The organism is Nocardia camponoti (assembly GCF_014646135.1).
Taxonomy (GTDB): Bacteria; Actinomycetota; Actinomycetes; order Mycobacteriales; family Mycobacteriaceae; genus Nocardia; species Nocardia camponoti.
The window spans coordinates 444,408-460,166 of record NZ_BMMW01000001.1 but is presented as its reverse complement, the minus strand read 5'-3'; the positions used below and the strand labels follow the sequence as shown (position 1 = coordinate 460,166).

The window sequence follows — 15,759 nt, the reverse complement described above, 5'->3', positions numbered from 1 at the left end:
GAGCCCCCGCCGATTGGGCGATCGACTACTCGGTCGGCGGGGTGAGCTCTCCGGCGGAGAACCCTCAATGTCTGTCTCGCTCAGCGAGACACGCACGACAAGACTGCAACGATTCCGTTACGTTATGGCGATGTTCTTAGCGAGGCTCGGTGTTCGAACCCGGATCTTGGCGATCGCCCTGATACCCAGTTTCACCCTGGTGGCAGTTGGCGTAGGGACCGCAGGTTATCTGATCAAGGAAAGCAACACCGCTAAGGACTGGTCCTACCAGCTCCAAGCCATGATTGAGCCCAACCTTGAATTGGTCGCGGCGTTCCAATCGGAACGTTCACTGACCCTTGCGGTTTTGGCTGGCGACGACAGCGCCGCCCCCGCGCTCCCGGCCGCACGCACCCGCGTTGACACCGCGTCGTCGGCGCTCAACATCGCGGTGCAGAAAGCGCGCGCGGTCAAAGGCACCGACATCGGCGACGACCCCGCCGGATTCGAGCAATTGCGCGCTGGGCTGCTTCAGGTGCGCGGCGCGGCCGACGTGGGCATGATTCCCGTGCCCGACGCCTACGGCTTCTTCGCCCAGGTCCTCGACAAGTTCATTGTCGGCAGCCTGGTCGCGGCGTTGAATTCGCCAAATGCCGAGGTGGCCGTTGGCATCATTCAAGGTCAGCGCTTCCTCACCGCCATTGAGTCGATGTCGCGCAGCAACTCCCTCGCCACCGCGATCGTCGCGGCCAACAGCGCCCCGACGGGCACCTTCGACGAGTTCGTTCGCCAGAGCGGCCACTTCCCCACCGAATTGGCGTTGCTTGCCGCCGAATTGGCGACCAGCGGCAACAGCCAGGTCGCCACGCTGCTCGCGTCACCGCAGTACAACCAGGTCATCGCGATGAACAACGCGATCGTTGCCAGATTCGCCAATCCGGCGGCGGCCGTGAAACCGGCGCCCCTGCCGATGACGAGCGCGGAATGGCATAGCGCGACCGACATGGTCAGCGCCTCGCTGCTTGATATCTACACTAAGCACAACCGCGCCGAGCAGGCCCACGCTGGCGATGTCGCGCGACAGGCCGAGGTCACCGCGGCGCTGGCCGGTGGCGGCATCGTGGCGCTCAGCGCCCTGGTCTTCCTCGTTGCCGTCATCCTCGCCAACCGCATCATCCGCCGCCTGCGCCGCCTGCGCACTGAGACGCTGATGCTCGCCGACAAGCAGCTGCCCGCGACGATGCAGATCCTGCGCGACGGTGGCGACGTCGACTCCGACCGCATCGCTCCGCGCCTCGATTTCGGCATTGACGAAATCGGCCAGGTGGCCAAGGCGTTCGAACACGCTGCCGCCGCCGCGCTCAAAGCCGCTGTCGACGAGGCACGTACCCGTGAAGGTGTGCGCGCGGTGTTCCTCAACATCGCCCACCGCAGCCAGATCGTGGTGCATCGTCAGCTCGAAATTCTCGACGAAGCCGAACGGCGACAAGAAGATCCGGCACTGTTGGAGACACTGTTCCGCCTTGACCACCTCGCCACTCGCGAACGCCGCAACGCGGAAAACCTCATCATTCTCGGCGGTGGTCGCCCGGGTCGCCAGTGGCGCAACCCCATCCCGGTGATGGACGTGGTGCGCTCGGCGATCGGCGAAACCCTCGATTACGCCCGGGTGCGCGTCAACAAGCTGCCCGAGGTGATGGTGATCGGCACCGTCATCGCCGACCTTGTGCACCTGCTCGCCGAACTCGTCGACAACGCGACGGCCTTCTCGCCGCCGCAGTCGCGAGTCGAAGCCAGCGGCAACATCGTTGGCAAGGGCGTGGTCATCGAGATCACCGACCAGGGCATGGGCATGAGCGACGATGACCTCGCCCACTACAACGAGATGCTCGCCGCCCCGCCGGACTTTGGTGTTGGCACGCTGTCGTCAGATTCGCGCCTCGGCCTGTTCGTCGTCGCCCGCCTCGCGCTGGCGCACGGGGTTACGGTGCGACTGAGCGAATCCGACTACGGCGGCATCAAAGCCATTGTCCTCGTCCCGACCGCGCTGCTCGCCGGCGAAGCCGACCTGCCCGGCGTCGCGCCCGTGACCACCGGACCGCTGCGTCGCGGTTTGCCGCCGCAGGCGCAACTGCCCGCCGCGCCCGTCGCTGAGGCCAGCCCGTCGCCGGTCGCGACGTTGGTCGCCGAACCGCCCACCCCGGCCCAAGATCCCGTTACTCCCCCTGCACCGCAACACTTTTCGCGTGAAGAGGAACGTCCGGCCCTGCCGCGGCGCAATCGTCAAGCGAACCTGGCACCGGAACTGTCCGAAGACCCAACCCCGACCGCGACGCATCCCGCGCCCGGCCGACCACGCACCGCCGAACAAGCGCGCGACATCATGTCCGCGATCGAAAACGGCACACGGCAGGGGCGCAAGCCGCTGTCGAATCCGAATTCCGACGAACAGGAAGGCTGAGGTGAACTCCTCTCACCCAGGTGATCTCAACTGGCTGCTAGACGATCTCGTCGATCGACTCGCCGGGGTCCGTTACGCGGTCGTGTTGTCCACCGACGGGCTCATGCTCGGTCGTTCCTCGCAAATGAAGCGCGAGGACGCGGAACACTTCGCGGCGATGTCGTCGACCCTGTACGGGCTAGCACGTAGTGCGGGAAGCCGATTCGATGGCGGCGGTGTCCGCCAAGCGGTGATCGAACTCGACCGCGCGGTCCTGTTCGTCACGTCAGCGGGCGAAAACGCCTGCCTGGCATTGCAAGCGAGTGACACGGCCAACCTCGGCATGGTCGCCTACGAGATGAACCTGACCGTGCAGCGGGTTGGCGGCTACTTGTCGACCGAACCGCGACACGGGCTGGCCGAACTATAGAAAGCGCGACCCATGTCTCGACTCGGTGATCCGTGGTACGACGACGCGGCCGGACCTCTTGTCCGGCCTTACGCGGTGACCCGCGGCCGCACCATGGGTGCGGCGCACGACCTGGACATGCTCACGGTGGTGATCGCGGTTCATCCCGCGCCCACTTTGCGTCGTCCTGAACCCGAATACGCGACGATCGCGCGCCTGTGCAAGCGTCCGCAGTCGGTGGCCGAGGTGTCGGCCGTGCTCAAACTGCCTCTGGCGGTGACCAAGATCCTCGTCGGTGATCTCATCGGCGAGGGTCACCTCATCTTCCGCGCGCCGGTAGTGACCGATGCGGGCGCCGGCGACCTCAACGTATTGCGAGCGGTTCTCGATGGCATCCGAAAACTTTGACCAAACCTCCCCCGGTGGGCCGCATTTGGCCGCGTCGGTGAAGATCCTCATCGCTGGCGGCTTCGGCGTTGGTAAGACGACAATGGTGTCGTCGATCAGCGAGATCGCGCCGCTGCGCACTGAGGAACTGATCACCGAGGTCAGCACCGGCGTCGACGATTTGTCGGGGGTGGAGGGTAAGTCGACTACCACGGTGGCGCTCGACTTCGGTCGCATCACCATCGACCGCGACCTTGTGCTGTACCTGTTCGGCACGCCCGGTCAGGACCGATTCTGGTTCCTGTGGGACGAACTGTGCCGTGGTGCGCTCGGTGCGATCGTGATCGCTGACACGCGCCGACTCTCGAATTCCTTTGCCGCCGTTGACTTTTTCGAACGGCGGGGGCTGCCGTTCCTGATCGCGGTGAACTGTTTCGACGACGCCCCGCGCTACACCGAGGCCGAGGTCCGCGACGCCCTCGACCTGGATCTGACGACGCCGGTCATGCTGTGCGACGCGCGCGATCGCCCTTCATCCAAGGCGGTGTTGACGCACCTGGTTGAGTACCTCATCGATCGCGCGACCCGCACCCCGGTGAGGACTTAACCCGGTTCGGCGACTGCCCTTCCACAGCTTCCCACGCTCGCCCACGTGTCGGTTTTCACACGGGCGAGCGTGAGGCTGTCGATCGGCCCACTGTGCGGGCTGTATTCCGGCTAATGCGCGCGAGTGCGGGCATTGCGGCCCGTCAGCGCAGTAGTCCGGCGGCGGCGAGGTCGTCGAAAAGGAGCTGGTCAACCGGTGGGACGCGGTCGCGGTCGGCGAGGCTGAACCACGCGAGCGCCTCGATCTCGCTGCTCGCGGTGAGCACGCCGCGGTAGTCGGCGGTGTAGCACGCCATCGTGACGATGAGATTGTCGTGACCGGGCACAGGGGCGGCGTAAGTGCCGACGTGAGCGGCCGATTCCGGGTCGATCGCGACGGACAACTCTTCGGCCACCTCCCGCACCAACGTTTCGGTGTCGGTTTCGCCGGGTTCGCGTTTGCCGCCGGGGATGAAGAACACATCCTTGCCGCGCGGTCGCCCGCACAGAATGCGGCCGTCCTCGATTAGGACCCAGGCGACGGTATCGACGACTTGCTGAGCGGAGTGGTCTGCCACAACGGCAAGCCTATGCCCCCATCAGTGGCCCGGCAGCACGCAAACCGCGTCAAGGCCGAGCACGCGGTTGAGTCGGCCGAACGCCAACCACGACCCAATGCTCATGCTCAACTCAACAACTTCGGCTTGGCTGTACTGGGCGAACATGCGTGCCCAGAATTCGGCGTTGATGCCGTGGTGATCGGTGGCGTACCGCTCGGCATATTCGGCGGCAAGTCGGGCGCGATCGTCGAGCGCGTCGCTGGTTCGCCACTTAGTCACGGCGTCAACGAATTCCGGCTCGACCTTGATCCCGTCGCGTTCGGTGCGCCAATCCAAACAGAACAAACAGCCGTTGATCTGGGCGATCCGCAACCGTGCCGCTTCGAACTCCCGCAGCCCAAGCGTCGAATGTTCGTACACCGCAAGCGAATACCCGGCGGCAGCGACGCCAATGCCGGGAACCATTTCGCCCCACACGTAACCAATGGGGTCGGATCCTTCGGGGACGTCAATGATCACGTCGAGCTCCTTCCGAGCTTGCCAACCGCTGGTCGCAGCGGCACATCTAGCGCGTCGTAGAGCCCGGGTTCGGCGGCGACGAGCCAGTCGATGGCGTTCACCAATCTGCCGACGGCCGTTGCGTTTCCGCCCGCCGACCGATTCCCGCCTTCGTCGCCCGCCTCCACGTTGATTTCGATACGCGGGCTGCCCTCGATGATCACCCGATGCGCGCCGACCCCGTCGGGCGGAGTTGGCCAATCAGGCGCGGCGCTGGGGTGGATGCGGGTGATGTGTTCGATCACGATCAGCGGTTCACCGTTCACGATTCCTTGGACTTCGAAGCGCACCGCGCCTTGGGTGCCCGTCGCGAATTCGCCCATCAGTTCCGTGACCACGGTCGCGTCGAGTTTCGCGCGGGCGACCGTTTCGACGATGTCGTCGAGCTGCACCCCGAGCCCACGCGCGAGGAGCCGAATTTGCCCGCCCCACACCATCGTTGGCACCCCTTGTGCCAGCATCGGCGGCGCGTAGTCCATCGGTTGGCCCATCCCAACGAGGTAGCGCACCGCGTCGGGTTGGTCGTAGGTGGAGTAGTCGAAGATTTCTTGACACCGCACCGCGTCGATGGTCGAACTGAGCCCGCTCATCAACAGTGGCAACACATCGTTGCCCCACCCGGGATCGACACCGGACACGAAAAGGGAACCGCCACCCGCTTCGATCGCGGCGAGCACGGGGTCGCGGACTTCGGGCGGCGCGCTCGCGGGGTCGTAGAGCGCATAAAGCGCGGGGGTTACCACGACGGCACCAGCGCGGATGGCGGTGATGATGTCGGCGAGCGCGTCGTCGGGGCGGATGTCGCCGGAGGCGGCGTAGACGACCGCGCGTGGTTGGATGGATAGCACGGCGGCGATGTCGTCGGTTGCCGCGACGCCGAGCGAGCGTTCTAGTCGTGCGAGGTCACCCGCGTCTGTGCCAACTTTGGCGGGGTCGTGGACAACCACCCCGGTGAGTTCGAGCTCCGGGTGAGCGGTGACCGCGCGGATCGCGGCGCGGCCAACGTTGCCGGTGCCCCAGACGAGCGTGGGGATCATTTCCCGAGGGTAGCAAGCGCTTGGTTTAGTGGAGGCGGATTGCTGTTGTCGAACATCGACGCGACCACATCACCGTCGACGAGTTCCCACGTACCGGCAACGCGACCGTCAACGAGCACTACCGGCGAGATCCAGCCCGCCGCGCGACTGACCAATTTCCGTGCGGTGGTCGGGATAAGCACCGAGTCGGCGGTGCCCGGTCCGAGCACGTACTGATCGAATGGCCCGAGCAGCCGAACCACGCCGTCGAGTTTCGCGTTGACGAGGTCGTCGACGAATTCGGTGGGCACCCATCCCACGCGACCTTCGACGTCAACTTCGGTGATCGCGTCGCCCAGATCAGCGAACCAGCCGCGAAGCACGGTCTTGCGCAAGCTATTTCGACTCAGCCACGCGTCAAAGACCTCCGGCGTCGCGGGACCGTACGCGCCCAGATACGCCATGATCAGTTCGCGGGCTGCGGTGTCGGGGTCGGGTAAACCGGGCCACTTGGGGATCAGCTGTCCGGGCGAGCCGAACGTCACCTTCGTGCCGCGCATCGGGCCGTGACAGAGCGCGCCTTGCCAGGCGAGCGGTTTGAGGACGGTGCCCCAACCCGAGCGCAACGTGTCGCTCAGGTGCGCGAACCGCGACTCGGCGACGATGGCGTCGACGAGTTCGTCGCGGGTCAGTGGCTGGTCAGCGAGCACGTCGCCGACCGCGTCAACGAGGGCGGCGATGTCAGCGGGGCTTGCCCCGAATGTCTTCTGCCATGACGGCTTTTCCCAGGTCCGCGCCGACCCGATCAACGACAGCGCCGCCGCCGCATGGCTCGGTGTCATCGCGTGCAGCGTGCCGCGCATCGCCCAGGTTTTCACCAGCGCACCGATGTCGAGCGCGTCGGCGACGGCGCCCCCGCCACGTAACGCGACCGCGGTTTCGGCCGCTGACGCGACTTGCGCCTGCACGCCAGCAAGCCGCCGCGCGACCGAAGCCGCCGATCCGCCGTCAGCGTCGGTGATGAACTGGCGCGCCATGCGCCACGCGAATACCTGATCCCACGTGAGAGTCACCATGGGCGACAACCTAATTCGTTTCGACGCGGCGAGCGGCCTCTCGCCGCAACGCGGCACGCAATCCGGCGAACTCGTCGTCGCTGATGCGGTCGACGAAGTGGCTCAGCACGAGGTCGGATCGGCCGCCGATGCCGAGGGCTTGGTGCATGAGTTGCGCGCTGTGTTCTTCGCGCGTCATCGTCGGCCAATACCGGTAGGCTCGGCCGTCGCGTTCGCGGCCCAACCAACCTTTGCGATGCAGGTTGTCCATCGTCGACATGACCGTCGTGTACGCGATATCGCGTTCGGCGGCGAGTTCATCGAACAACTCGCGCACCGTTGTTGTGTCGACGTCTCGATCCCAGATTCGATCCATCAGCACCGTTTCGAGCTCACCGAACCCACGCACCGCCGCCGAACTCCTCCTCGCGAACCAGACAAATCGGCTTCACACTACCGCGAGTCATGAGGTGAGCTATCGATGTCTTTTTGTCATACCCCGATGCGAACATATGTTCGTGTCCGATTCCACCGGTAGTTCCCGTCGTCCCCGCATCTGTTCGCGCGACGATGCGTCGATCCTGCATGCCGACCTGGACTCGTTCTATGCATCAGTCGAACAACGCGACCACCCACGCCTGCGCGGCCAGCCCGTCCTCGTCGGTGGCGGTGTCGTGCTCGCGGCCAGCTACGAAGCCAAAGCGCGCGGCGTGCGGACTCCCATGAATCTGGGCCAAGCGCTGCGACTATGCCCCGAAGCTATTGTCGTTCCACCGCGCATGTCGGCCTACGCCGAAGCGAGCAAAGCCGTGTTCGCGGTGTTCGCCGACACCACCCCGATCGTCGAAGGCATCTCCATCGACGAAGCGTTCCTCGACGTCGGCGGCCTGCGGCGCATTCGCGGTGAACCACGGGCCATCGCCGAAACCTTGCGCGCGCAGGTCCGCGCGCAGGTCGGGTTGCCGATTTCCGTCGGCATCGCGCGCACGAAATTCCTCGCCAAAGTCGCGTCGGCAGTCGCGAAACCCGACGGGCTGCGCCTAGTCGAACCCGATCGTGAACTGGACTTCCTGCACCCGTTGCCGGTGGAACGGCTGTGGGGCGTCGGCAAGGTCACCGCCGCGACGCTGCACGAAAACGGCATCACCCGCGTCGGCCAACTCGCCGAACTGGGCGAGCCATACCTTCGTGCGCTCCTCGGCCCCGCCGCCGCGCGCCATCTCTTCGCGCTGTCGATGGCGCGCGACCCGCGCCGGGTCGAAACCGGGGTGCGTCGCCGCTCGATCGGCGCGCAACGCGCACTCGGTCGCCATCATCGCGACCCCGCTGAACTGGCCGCGTTCGTCGACGGCCTCACCGACCGGCTCGGCCGCCGATTGCGCGCGGCAAACCGCGTATGTCGCACGGTAATTCTGCGACTGCGATTCGACGACTTCACCCGCGCGACCCGCTCGCACACCCTCATCGAGGCCACCGACGCGAACACCGAGATCCGGCATGCGGCCCGCCTTCTGCTCGACACGGCAGGTCCGATCATCGCCGAACGCGGCATCACGCTGATTGGGTTGTCGCTCACCAACCTGGAGAATGCCGACGCCGTGCAACTCACGTTGCCGCTCGAACCGCGCGCCGACAACACCCTCGACGCCACGCTCGACGACCTTCGCCGCCGCTTCGGTTCGGCGGCAGTCACGCGCGCGGCACTGTTGAAGTCCGGTGAGGGCTTGTCAGTTCCGCTCCTGCCCGACTGAGTTGCCGCCCGACTGGGCACATTCGCGCGCGATAAGGCATCCTCTTCGCATGCCGTACGCGATTCTGGGTTTGCTCACCCTCGCACTGTGGATTTACTGCTTGGTCGACATCGTCACCAGCCCCGACGGCGGCATCCGGTATCTGCCGAAAATGGGGTGGCTGCTTGTCGTGATCCTCATCCCGACCATCGGCGCGCTGCTGTGGCTTTTCGCTGGCCGCCCGCTCGACGAGTCCCGGCCCAAGTCCACCACCCGGTTCGGCGAATACGATCGGCCGGGCCGCTACGTCGCGACCAATCCCGACGATGACGAGGCTTTCCTCGCTGGCCTGCGGGAACGCGCCGAACAGCAGCGCCGCGAAGCGCGTCGTCAGCAGGCCGAACTCGACAAAGACACCCCTTAGAGCAGTCGTTTGGGCCGTTTGTCCATTAACCGCAGGATCAATGGGGTGAAGATCAGTTGCATCGCCAACTCCATTTTCCCGCCGGGGACGACGATGCAGTTCGACCGTGACATGAACGAATCGTGCAGCATCGACAGCAGGTACGGGAAGTCGATCACCTTCGGATCAGCGAAGCGGATCACCACGAAACTCTCGTCCGCCGTCGGAATGGACCGTGCGATAAAGGGATTCGACGTGTCGACGGTCGGCACGCGCTGAAAGTTCACATACGTGTGCGAGAACTGCGGACAGATGTACTTCACGTAGTCGGGCATGCGCCGCAGGATCGTGTCGATCACCGCCTCGCTGGAATAGCCGCGATGCGTCTTATCGCGGTACACCTTCTGAATCCATTCGAGATTGATGATCGGGACAACACCAACGAGCAGGTCGGTGTACTGGGCGACATTCACCTTCTCGGTAATCGCCGCCCCGTGCAATCCCTCATAAAACAGCAGGTCACTGCCCGGTGCTAGGTCTTCCCACGGCGTGAACGTGCCCGGCGGCTGCCCGTACGGTTTGGCTTCGATTTCGTCGTGTAGATATTTGCGGGTGCGTCCCACCCCGGTTTCGCCGTATTCGCGAAACAGTGTTTCTAGTTCTGGCAGCAAATTCGCGTCTTCACCGAAATGGGAGAACGTGTGGTTGCCCATTTGTTCAGCTTCGGCCATCGCGATCTTCATTTCGCTCCGGTCGTAGCGGTGAAACGAATCCCCTTCTACCACAACGGCACTCACGCCTTCGCGCCGAAATATTTCCTCGAACGCCCGCGTGACGCTTGTCGTCCCCGCACCCGAGGAACCGGTAATCGCGACAACGGGATGCTTGACCGACATGGTGCCTCCTACGAGCTATGTGCGCTGTTCATGCTTAGCGGGGCGAAAAAGCGACCGCGTCCCGAACAACGACGAATCGAAACTGGGACCCGCATCGGGTTCGGCGTGATAGCGCTCGATCCGCAAAACCTCGTTGCGTGACCCGAAAATGAAGGGCACCCGTTGATGCACTTCCGTTGGCGTCACCGTCATCACCCGGTGGTGTCCGGTGGTCGCCGCACCGCCTGCTTGTTCGACGATGAACGCGATCGGATTCGCCCCATACAGCAACGAAACCCGCCCATCCTGTGCGTGATGTCGGGTGTCGCGCGGGTACAAATACACGCCGCCGCGCGTGAGGATGTGGAACGTGTCGGCGACGAGGCTCGCGACCCAGCGCATATTGAAATCGCGCCCGCGCGGTCCATCGACACCGTCGAGACATTCCTGCACATAACGACGGACGGGTCGTTCCCAAAACCGTTCGTTGGCCGCGTTAATCGCGAATCCCGCGCTGTCGTCGGGAATACGCATTTGTGGGTGCGTGAGCACGAACGCGCCGATTTCGCGGTCGAGAGTGAACCCGTCGACACCGCTTCCGGTCGTGAGCACGAGCATGGTCGCTGGCCCGTACAGGGTGAACCCGGCGCATACCTGCTGCACGCCGGGTTGCCGGAAGTCGGCTTCGGTCGGTTCGCCTTCGCCGTCAATCACGCTCGTCGGTGCGCGCAGAATGCTGAAAATCGAACCGACGGGCAGATTCACGTCGATATTGCTCGCCCCGTCGAGGGCATCGAAGGCGAGCAGGTATTTCCCGCGTCCGGGTGCGGCTGCGATCGCGAGCACCTCTTCGCGCTGCTCGGAAAGCAACCCGGATAAATGCCCGGTCCACTGCGTCTGCGCGACCATCACCTCATCGGTGAGCGCGTCAAGCCGACGCCCGCCCGAATACCCTTCGCGCGCATCCAGAATCGCACCGCGCATCACCTGATTCGCGATGATCTTCGCCGCCGTGGCAACAACATTGATCAGCGCGGAAAACTCACCTGATGAGCCGGGATGGAGGTGTTCTTGTTCAATCGTGTAGCGGGTTAATGTCGTTAGTCGATCGGGCACGGCGCCACCTGCACCTCCTGTTTGGCGTCCTGTTTGGCGTCCTGTTTGGCATCACTGAACACGCTGCTGCCGTAAATATCGGCATCGCAGAGCGTCACGAGATCGGACTTCGACAGCGGTCGCGCCAGCTCAACCAGCCGTTTCGCCTGCCGCAGCCGCGCACGGTCGATCGCGTTGCGCACGCTGCGCGCATTCGAAAACCGTGGTCGCGTCATGCGCGCGGTGAGGTACTGACCGAACGCGGTACGCGCTGCCGAATCGAACCGGAAGTTCTCCCCGGCGACCATCAATTCCGCGATGCTCATCAATTCGCCGTGGGTGTAGTCAGCGAATTCCAGATGATGCGGCACCCGCGACGACAGCCCGGGATTGGCGGAGAAGAACCGGTCCATCCGATCCGGGTAGCCCGCGAAAATCACGACAAGGTTCGCGCGCTCGTTTTCCATTTCTTGCAGGAGAATCTCAATGACTTCCTGCCCGTAATCGCGCTCATTCTCGGGTCGAAACAGGTAGTACGCCTCGTCGATAAACAGCACGCCACCAGCGGCTTTCGCCAATGCTTCTTTCGTTTTCGGCGCGGTGTGCCCGATGAACTGGCCAACGAGATCGTCGCGAGTCACGGTGTGCACCTTGGGCTTTCGAATGTAGCCAAGGGCGTGCAGCATGTGCGCCATCCGCAACGCGACCGTCGTCTTTCCGGTGCCGGGGCCACCGGTGAAACTCATGTGCATCGTTGGCCGTGACGACTCCAGCCCAAATCGCCGGCGCGCACGGTCGATCATCAGCAGCGCCGCGATTTCGCGCACCCGCTCTTTCACATTGGCGAGCCCGATGAGTTCCGCGTCAAGGCGGGTCAGTGTTTCTTCCACATCGTGTCCGGCCAGGTCGAGCGACAAATCCAATAACGCGTCTTCGCTCAGTGTTTCCTCCGGCGACGTCGCCGCATCGACGTCGCCGGGGCGCGAAGGCCGGGCGCTGGTGGCGCCCGGCCTCGCTAGCTGGAAACCACTGACCGCACGGTCAGTCGCCATACCGTTGCCCCTGCGGGCGATCAGTGGCATACGACCGCACGCTGTAGCGCTGCGTACGATCGGCACCTTCGGTGCGGGCCAATTCGAAACCCGGTTCAACGGCTGGGCGCTGCACCAGGAAACTCAGCGCCGTTGTTTGCTTGGTGTAGGTCGCGTCATAGGCCGTGACCCGCACATAGTGACGGGGGAAGGTGGCGCGGCACGCGTTGATTTCGGCGAGAACACCGTCGGGTTCGTCGAGGTCGAAAAGCGGCAACCCCCACATTTCCCAGTACGTATTACGCGGGTGCGGGTCGTCGGTGTATTCAATCGACACCGGCCAATTGTTGAGCAACGCGTAGCGCACCTGCGCCGCGATTTCTTCGTCGGTGAGCTCGGCAAGATACGAGAAGGTGCCCTGTCGCAAATACATGCCAACTCCTATCGGGTCGCCGTCGGGACCGCGTCGGGCGCGTCGGTCGACGTGTAGTTGAACGTGACGTCACCCCAGGTCGCGAGGGCGACCTCAAGCGGGCGATTCACCGACGCCGCCGCACGCAGCACGTCGGGACCTTCGCGCAGCAGGTCGCGACCCTCATTGCGGGCCTTGACAACCGCTTCGAGCGCGACGCGGTTGGCTTCCGCACCCGCCGCGATGCCGAGGGGGTGACCGATGGTGCCGCCGCCGAACTGCAAGATCACGTCATCGCCAAACAAATCAAGCAGCTGATGCATTTGCCCCGCGTGAATACCACCGGACGCCACCGGCATCACACCGGGCAAGCTGGCCCATTCCTGGTCGAAGAAAATGCCGTTGCCCAGATTCGCTGGCACGGAATTGTCGCGCAGCGTGTCATAGAAACCGCGCGTGGTCGCCGGATCCCCTTCGAGTTTGCCAACGACGGTGCCCGCGTGCAGGTGGTCGACGCCGATCAGTCGGCACCATTTGGCCAGTACACGGAAGCTCACACCATGCGTTTTCTGCCGGGTGAACGTGGAATGCCCGGCCCGATGCAGGTGCAGCAGCACCCCGTTGCGGCGCGCCCACTTCGACATCGACTGCATCGCGGTGTAGCCCACGGTGAGGTCGATCATGATGACAACCGAACCGAGTTCCTTGGCGAATTCAGCGCGTTCGTACATGTCTTCCATCGTCGCGGCGGTGACGTTGAGGTAGTGACCCTTAACCTCGCCGGTGTCAGCCATCGCCCGATTCACGCCCTCCATCGCGAAGAGGAATCGGTCGCGCCACCGCATGAACGGCTGCGAGTTGATGTTCTCGTCGTCCTTGGTGAAATCGAGGCCGCCCTTGCATGCCTCGTAGACAACGCGCCCATAATTGCGCGCCGACAAACCAAGTTTGGGTTTCACCGTCGCACCAAGAAGGGGGCGACCGTATTTGTTGAGGTATTCCCGTTCCATCACCGTACCGTGCGGCGGGCCCTGGAAAGTTTTGACGTAGGCGACCGGAATGCGCATGTCTTCGAGTCGCAATGCGAGCAGCGGTTTGAACCCAAAAACATTGCCGATGACCGACGACGTGAGATTGGTGATCGACCCTTCTTCGAAAAGGTCAAGATCGTAGGCGATATAGGCGAAGTATTCGCCAGGACGCCCCGGAACCTCGTCGACGCGGTAACACTTGGCCTGGTACTTGGTGTGTGCGGTGAGCCGGTCGGTCCACACGACAGTCCAAGTGGCAGTGGATGATTCGCCCGCGACGGCGGCGGCAGCCTCGATCGGGTCGACGCCGGGTTGGGGCGTGACGCGGAATACCGCGAGCACGTCGGTATCGCTTGGCACATAGTCGGGTGCGTAATATCCCATTGACGCATACGACTGTACGCCCGGATCCCAACGATCCCGTTCGGTTTCTTCTGCCATGGTTCCTCCTGTGGAATCCGGGGGCGCTGCGGTTAATTCAGGATGAGGCCGGGCGATGCGACAAACAATCTGAATGTTTCTCGGAACGCTCAATCGAAAAGTTGAGTTTGCTACCGTCGAGTAGTGGGCAGAGTTAGCGCGGGACGAATGGAAACCTTCCTCGCGGTGGCCCGCCTAGGCAGCATTCGCGCCGCTGCGGCCCGGTTACACGTCACCGAAGCCGCCGTCTCTGCCGCCGTCGGCCACATCGAAAAACAGTTGGGCGTCAAGCTCATCGCGCGCTCAGGCCGCGGGATCGCGCTCACCGAAGCGGGCCGCGTCTACGCCGAGTACTGCCGAGGCATCCTCGGGATGATGAAAGAAGCACACGCCGCCGTACGCCAAGCCGAGGTCGGTCGCCTGCGTATTGGGGTGGTCGCGACCGCGGGCGAGTCGGTGGTGCTGCGGCCGCTCGCGTCGTTTCGCCGCCGCTACCCCGCGGTGGAATTGAGCCTGTCGATTCATCCGCGCGACGTGCTGTTTCTCGAATTACAGCACCACGAAACCGATCTCGTGATCGCGGGCCGACCACCGCACACAGCGAATCTGGTGATTCAGGCGCGCCGACCGAGCACGCTCGTGGTCGTTGGCGACAGCCCCGACGTCGACCCGACGACAACGACGTGGCTGTTGCGTGGCACCGGTTCGGGCACCCGCGAAGCGACGCTCGCCCTGCTCGACCGCCTCCAAATCGACCCGCCCACACTGACGTTGGGCTCCCACGGCGCGGTGATCGCGGCAGCACGCGAAGGCTTGGGCGTGACGCTGATCCACAATGACGCGGTCGGCGAGCACATCGAATCCGGCGCGCTGACCGTTATCGACGTCGCGGGCACCCCATTGGACCGGCCGTGGCACGCGGTGACAACGCCAACCCCCACTCCGGTCACGCGACTTTTCCTCGCCCACCTCATCGACCCTGCCGAAACCGGCACTGCCGCTTTCCATGCCGCAGGTCCGTAAACCGGCGAACGCGACCAGTTCCGGCGAACCCACCACGGGCTCGGCGCGCGCGGACGTACCATCGGCAACGTGGCCGAATCGACAGGTTCCACCCCGCTTCGCGTACTGGTCTATAGCAACGACGCCGACACCAGACAACAGGTGATCACCGCGTTGGGGCGACGACCACGTGCCGACCTGCCCGAACTCGACTTCTTCGAAGTTGCCACCGCGCCGGTGGTGATCGAACAAATGGACGCTGGCGGCATCGACCTCGCCATCCTCGACGGTGAATCCGCGCCCGCGGGCGGTCTCGGGATCGCCAAGCAGCTCAAAGACGAAATCGACGAATGCCCGCCGGTCGTTGTGCTCACCGGTCGCCCCGATGACGCGTGGTTGGCCAACTGGTCACGCGCTGAGGCCGCCGTCTCGCATCCGATCGACCCGATGCAGCTCACCAACGCGGTTACCAGCGTTCTGCTCGCCCGCTAGTCGCACCCCACGGCGATAGTCCCGCGCTCGCGGATAGTTCGCACGTCACCAACTGGGCATTTCGCCCAGCTAGTGGCGTGCGATTCGGCGTTTCCGGACATTCCCGATTACCCCCGTCTTGCTCATAAGTCTTGGTACCTAAATCGATCAAACGAGCATCGGAAAACGTGCGGCGGTCATCGATATCAGCGGTAGTCTGTGCTCTAGCTCACATGATCGCGGGCCGGTGCATAACCTTTCCGCGCCGGGCCCGCCTCAAGCTCGCCCAGCTCCAGCCAG

The 15,759-nt window shown here is 64.1% G+C and carries 18 protein-coding genes; 8 read left to right on the top strand and 10 right to left on the bottom strand.

What is annotated here, in order from left to right; genetic code table 11:
* Positions 1 to 199: 199 nt before the first annotated feature.
* Genes IEX78_RS02045 through IEX78_RS02030 form a run of 4 tightly spaced genes read left to right on the top strand, consistent with a single transcriptional unit; the run spans position 200 to position 3,822 of the window.
* Positions 200 to 2,440 (top strand): sensor histidine kinase, encoded by a 2,241-nt coding sequence (locus IEX78_RS02045; RefSeq protein WP_308426508.1) that lies wholly within the window; start codon positions 200 to 202, stop codon positions 2,438 to 2,440.
* Position 2,441: 1 nt separating this feature from the next.
* Complete coding sequence (locus IEX78_RS02040; protein WP_188826980.1) at positions 2,442 to 2,849, top strand: roadblock/LC7 domain-containing protein; 408 nt, start codon at positions 2,442 to 2,444, stop codon at positions 2,847 to 2,849.
* A 12-nt stretch (positions 2,850 to 2,861) separates the two neighbouring features.
* Positions 2,862 to 3,236: a DUF742 domain-containing protein gene (locus IEX78_RS02035; RefSeq protein WP_188826979.1), complete on the top strand. Its 375-nt coding sequence runs from the start codon at positions 2,862 to 2,864 to the stop codon at positions 3,234 to 3,236.
* Positions 3,217 to 3,822 carry a GTP-binding protein gene (locus IEX78_RS02030; protein WP_188826978.1) on the top strand — a complete coding sequence of 202 codons (606 nt, stop codon included), beginning with the start codon at positions 3,217 to 3,219 and terminating at the stop codon, positions 3,820 to 3,822. The genes IEX78_RS02035 and IEX78_RS02030 overlap by 20 nt, the downstream gene beginning before the upstream one ends.
* A 142-nt stretch (positions 3,823 to 3,964) precedes the next feature.
* Here IEX78_RS02030 and IEX78_RS02025 read toward each other — a convergent pair whose 3' ends face one another.
* The 5 genes from IEX78_RS02025 to IEX78_RS02005 are packed head-to-tail and all read right to left on the bottom strand — an operon-like array spanning position 3,965 to position 7,398.
* Positions 3,965 to 4,378, bottom strand: coding sequence for an NUDIX hydrolase (locus tag IEX78_RS02025; protein WP_188826977.1), 414 nt, complete (start codon positions 4,376 to 4,378; stop codon positions 3,965 to 3,967).
* A 21-nt stretch (positions 4,379 to 4,399) separates the two neighbouring features.
* Positions 4,400 to 4,879, bottom strand: a complete 480-nt coding sequence (locus tag IEX78_RS02020) for a carboxymuconolactone decarboxylase family protein (RefSeq protein WP_188826976.1) — start codon at positions 4,877 to 4,879, stop codon at positions 4,400 to 4,402.
* Positions 4,876 to 5,955 carry an NAD(P)H-dependent amine dehydrogenase family protein gene (locus tag IEX78_RS02015; protein WP_188826975.1) on the bottom strand — a complete coding sequence of 360 codons (1,080 nt, stop codon included), beginning with the start codon at positions 5,953 to 5,955 and terminating at the stop codon, positions 4,876 to 4,878. Before IEX78_RS02015 ends, IEX78_RS02020 begins: the two co-directional genes overlap by 4 nt.
* Positions 5,952 to 7,010, bottom strand: coding sequence for a winged helix DNA-binding domain-containing protein (locus IEX78_RS02010; RefSeq protein ID WP_188826974.1), 1,059 nt, complete (start codon positions 7,008 to 7,010; stop codon positions 5,952 to 5,954). The genes IEX78_RS02015 and IEX78_RS02010 overlap by 4 nt, the downstream gene beginning before the upstream one ends.
* A 10-nt stretch (positions 7,011 to 7,020) precedes the next feature.
* A complete protein-coding gene (locus tag IEX78_RS02005) occupies positions 7,021 to 7,398 on the bottom strand; it encodes a BlaI/MecI/CopY family transcriptional regulator (protein ID WP_268240865.1) in 378 nt (125 codons plus the stop codon).
* A gap of 103 nt (positions 7,399 to 7,501) precedes the next feature.
* On the opposite strand from IEX78_RS02005, the gene dinB reads away from it, so the two are divergent.
* Both dinB and IEX78_RS01995 read left to right on the top strand, forming a co-directional pair.
* Complete coding sequence (gene dinB, locus IEX78_RS02000) at positions 7,502 to 8,740, top strand: DNA polymerase IV (protein ID WP_188826973.1); 1,239 nt, start codon at positions 7,502 to 7,504, stop codon at positions 8,738 to 8,740.
* Positions 8,741 to 8,789: 49 nt separating this feature from the next.
* Positions 8,790 to 9,143 carry a PLD nuclease N-terminal domain-containing protein gene (locus IEX78_RS01995; protein ID WP_188826972.1) on the top strand — a complete coding sequence of 118 codons (354 nt, stop codon included), beginning with the start codon at positions 8,790 to 8,792 and terminating at the stop codon, positions 9,141 to 9,143.
* On the opposite strand, the gene IEX78_RS01990 is transcribed toward IEX78_RS01995, so the two are convergent.
* From IEX78_RS01990 to IEX78_RS01970, 5 genes are read right to left on the bottom strand one after another with little or no spacing between them, the layout of a single operon-like run.
* Positions 9,140 to 10,018, bottom strand: coding sequence for a phosphoribulokinase (locus IEX78_RS01990; RefSeq protein ID WP_188826971.1), 879 nt, complete (start codon positions 10,016 to 10,018; stop codon positions 9,140 to 9,142). The genes IEX78_RS01995 and IEX78_RS01990 overlap by 4 nt on opposite strands.
* A 15-nt stretch (positions 10,019 to 10,033) precedes the next feature.
* Positions 10,034 to 11,113, bottom strand: coding sequence for a class 1 fructose-bisphosphatase (locus tag IEX78_RS01985; protein WP_188826970.1), 1,080 nt, complete (start codon positions 11,111 to 11,113; stop codon positions 10,034 to 10,036).
* A complete protein-coding gene (locus IEX78_RS01980) occupies positions 11,098 to 12,144 on the bottom strand; it encodes an AAA family ATPase (RefSeq protein WP_188826969.1) in 1,047 nt (348 codons plus the stop codon). The genes IEX78_RS01985 and IEX78_RS01980 overlap by 16 nt, the downstream gene beginning before the upstream one ends.
* On the bottom strand, positions 12,134 to 12,556 hold the full coding sequence (locus IEX78_RS01975; protein WP_188826968.1) for a ribulose bisphosphate carboxylase small subunit: 423 nt from the start codon (positions 12,554 to 12,556) through the stop codon (positions 12,134 to 12,136). Before IEX78_RS01975 ends, IEX78_RS01980 begins: the two co-directional genes overlap by 11 nt.
* 8 nt (positions 12,557 to 12,564) lie before the next feature.
* Positions 12,565 to 14,007: a form I ribulose bisphosphate carboxylase large subunit gene (locus IEX78_RS01970; RefSeq protein WP_188826967.1), complete on the bottom strand. Its 1,443-nt coding sequence runs from the start codon at positions 14,005 to 14,007 to the stop codon at positions 12,565 to 12,567.
* Positions 14,008 to 14,130: 123 nt separating this feature from the next.
* Here IEX78_RS01970 and IEX78_RS01965 point away from each other — a divergent pair, with 123 nt between their 5' ends.
* Positions 14,131 to 15,009: a LysR family transcriptional regulator gene (locus tag IEX78_RS01965; protein ID WP_229683651.1), complete on the top strand. Its 879-nt coding sequence runs from the start codon at positions 14,131 to 14,133 to the stop codon at positions 15,007 to 15,009.
* 69 nt (positions 15,010 to 15,078) lie between these two features.
* Positions 15,079 to 15,480, top strand: coding sequence for an Rv3143 family two-component system response regulator (locus tag IEX78_RS01960; protein WP_229683650.1), 402 nt, complete (start codon positions 15,079 to 15,081; stop codon positions 15,478 to 15,480).
* Positions 15,481 to 15,759: the final 279 nt, after the last annotated feature.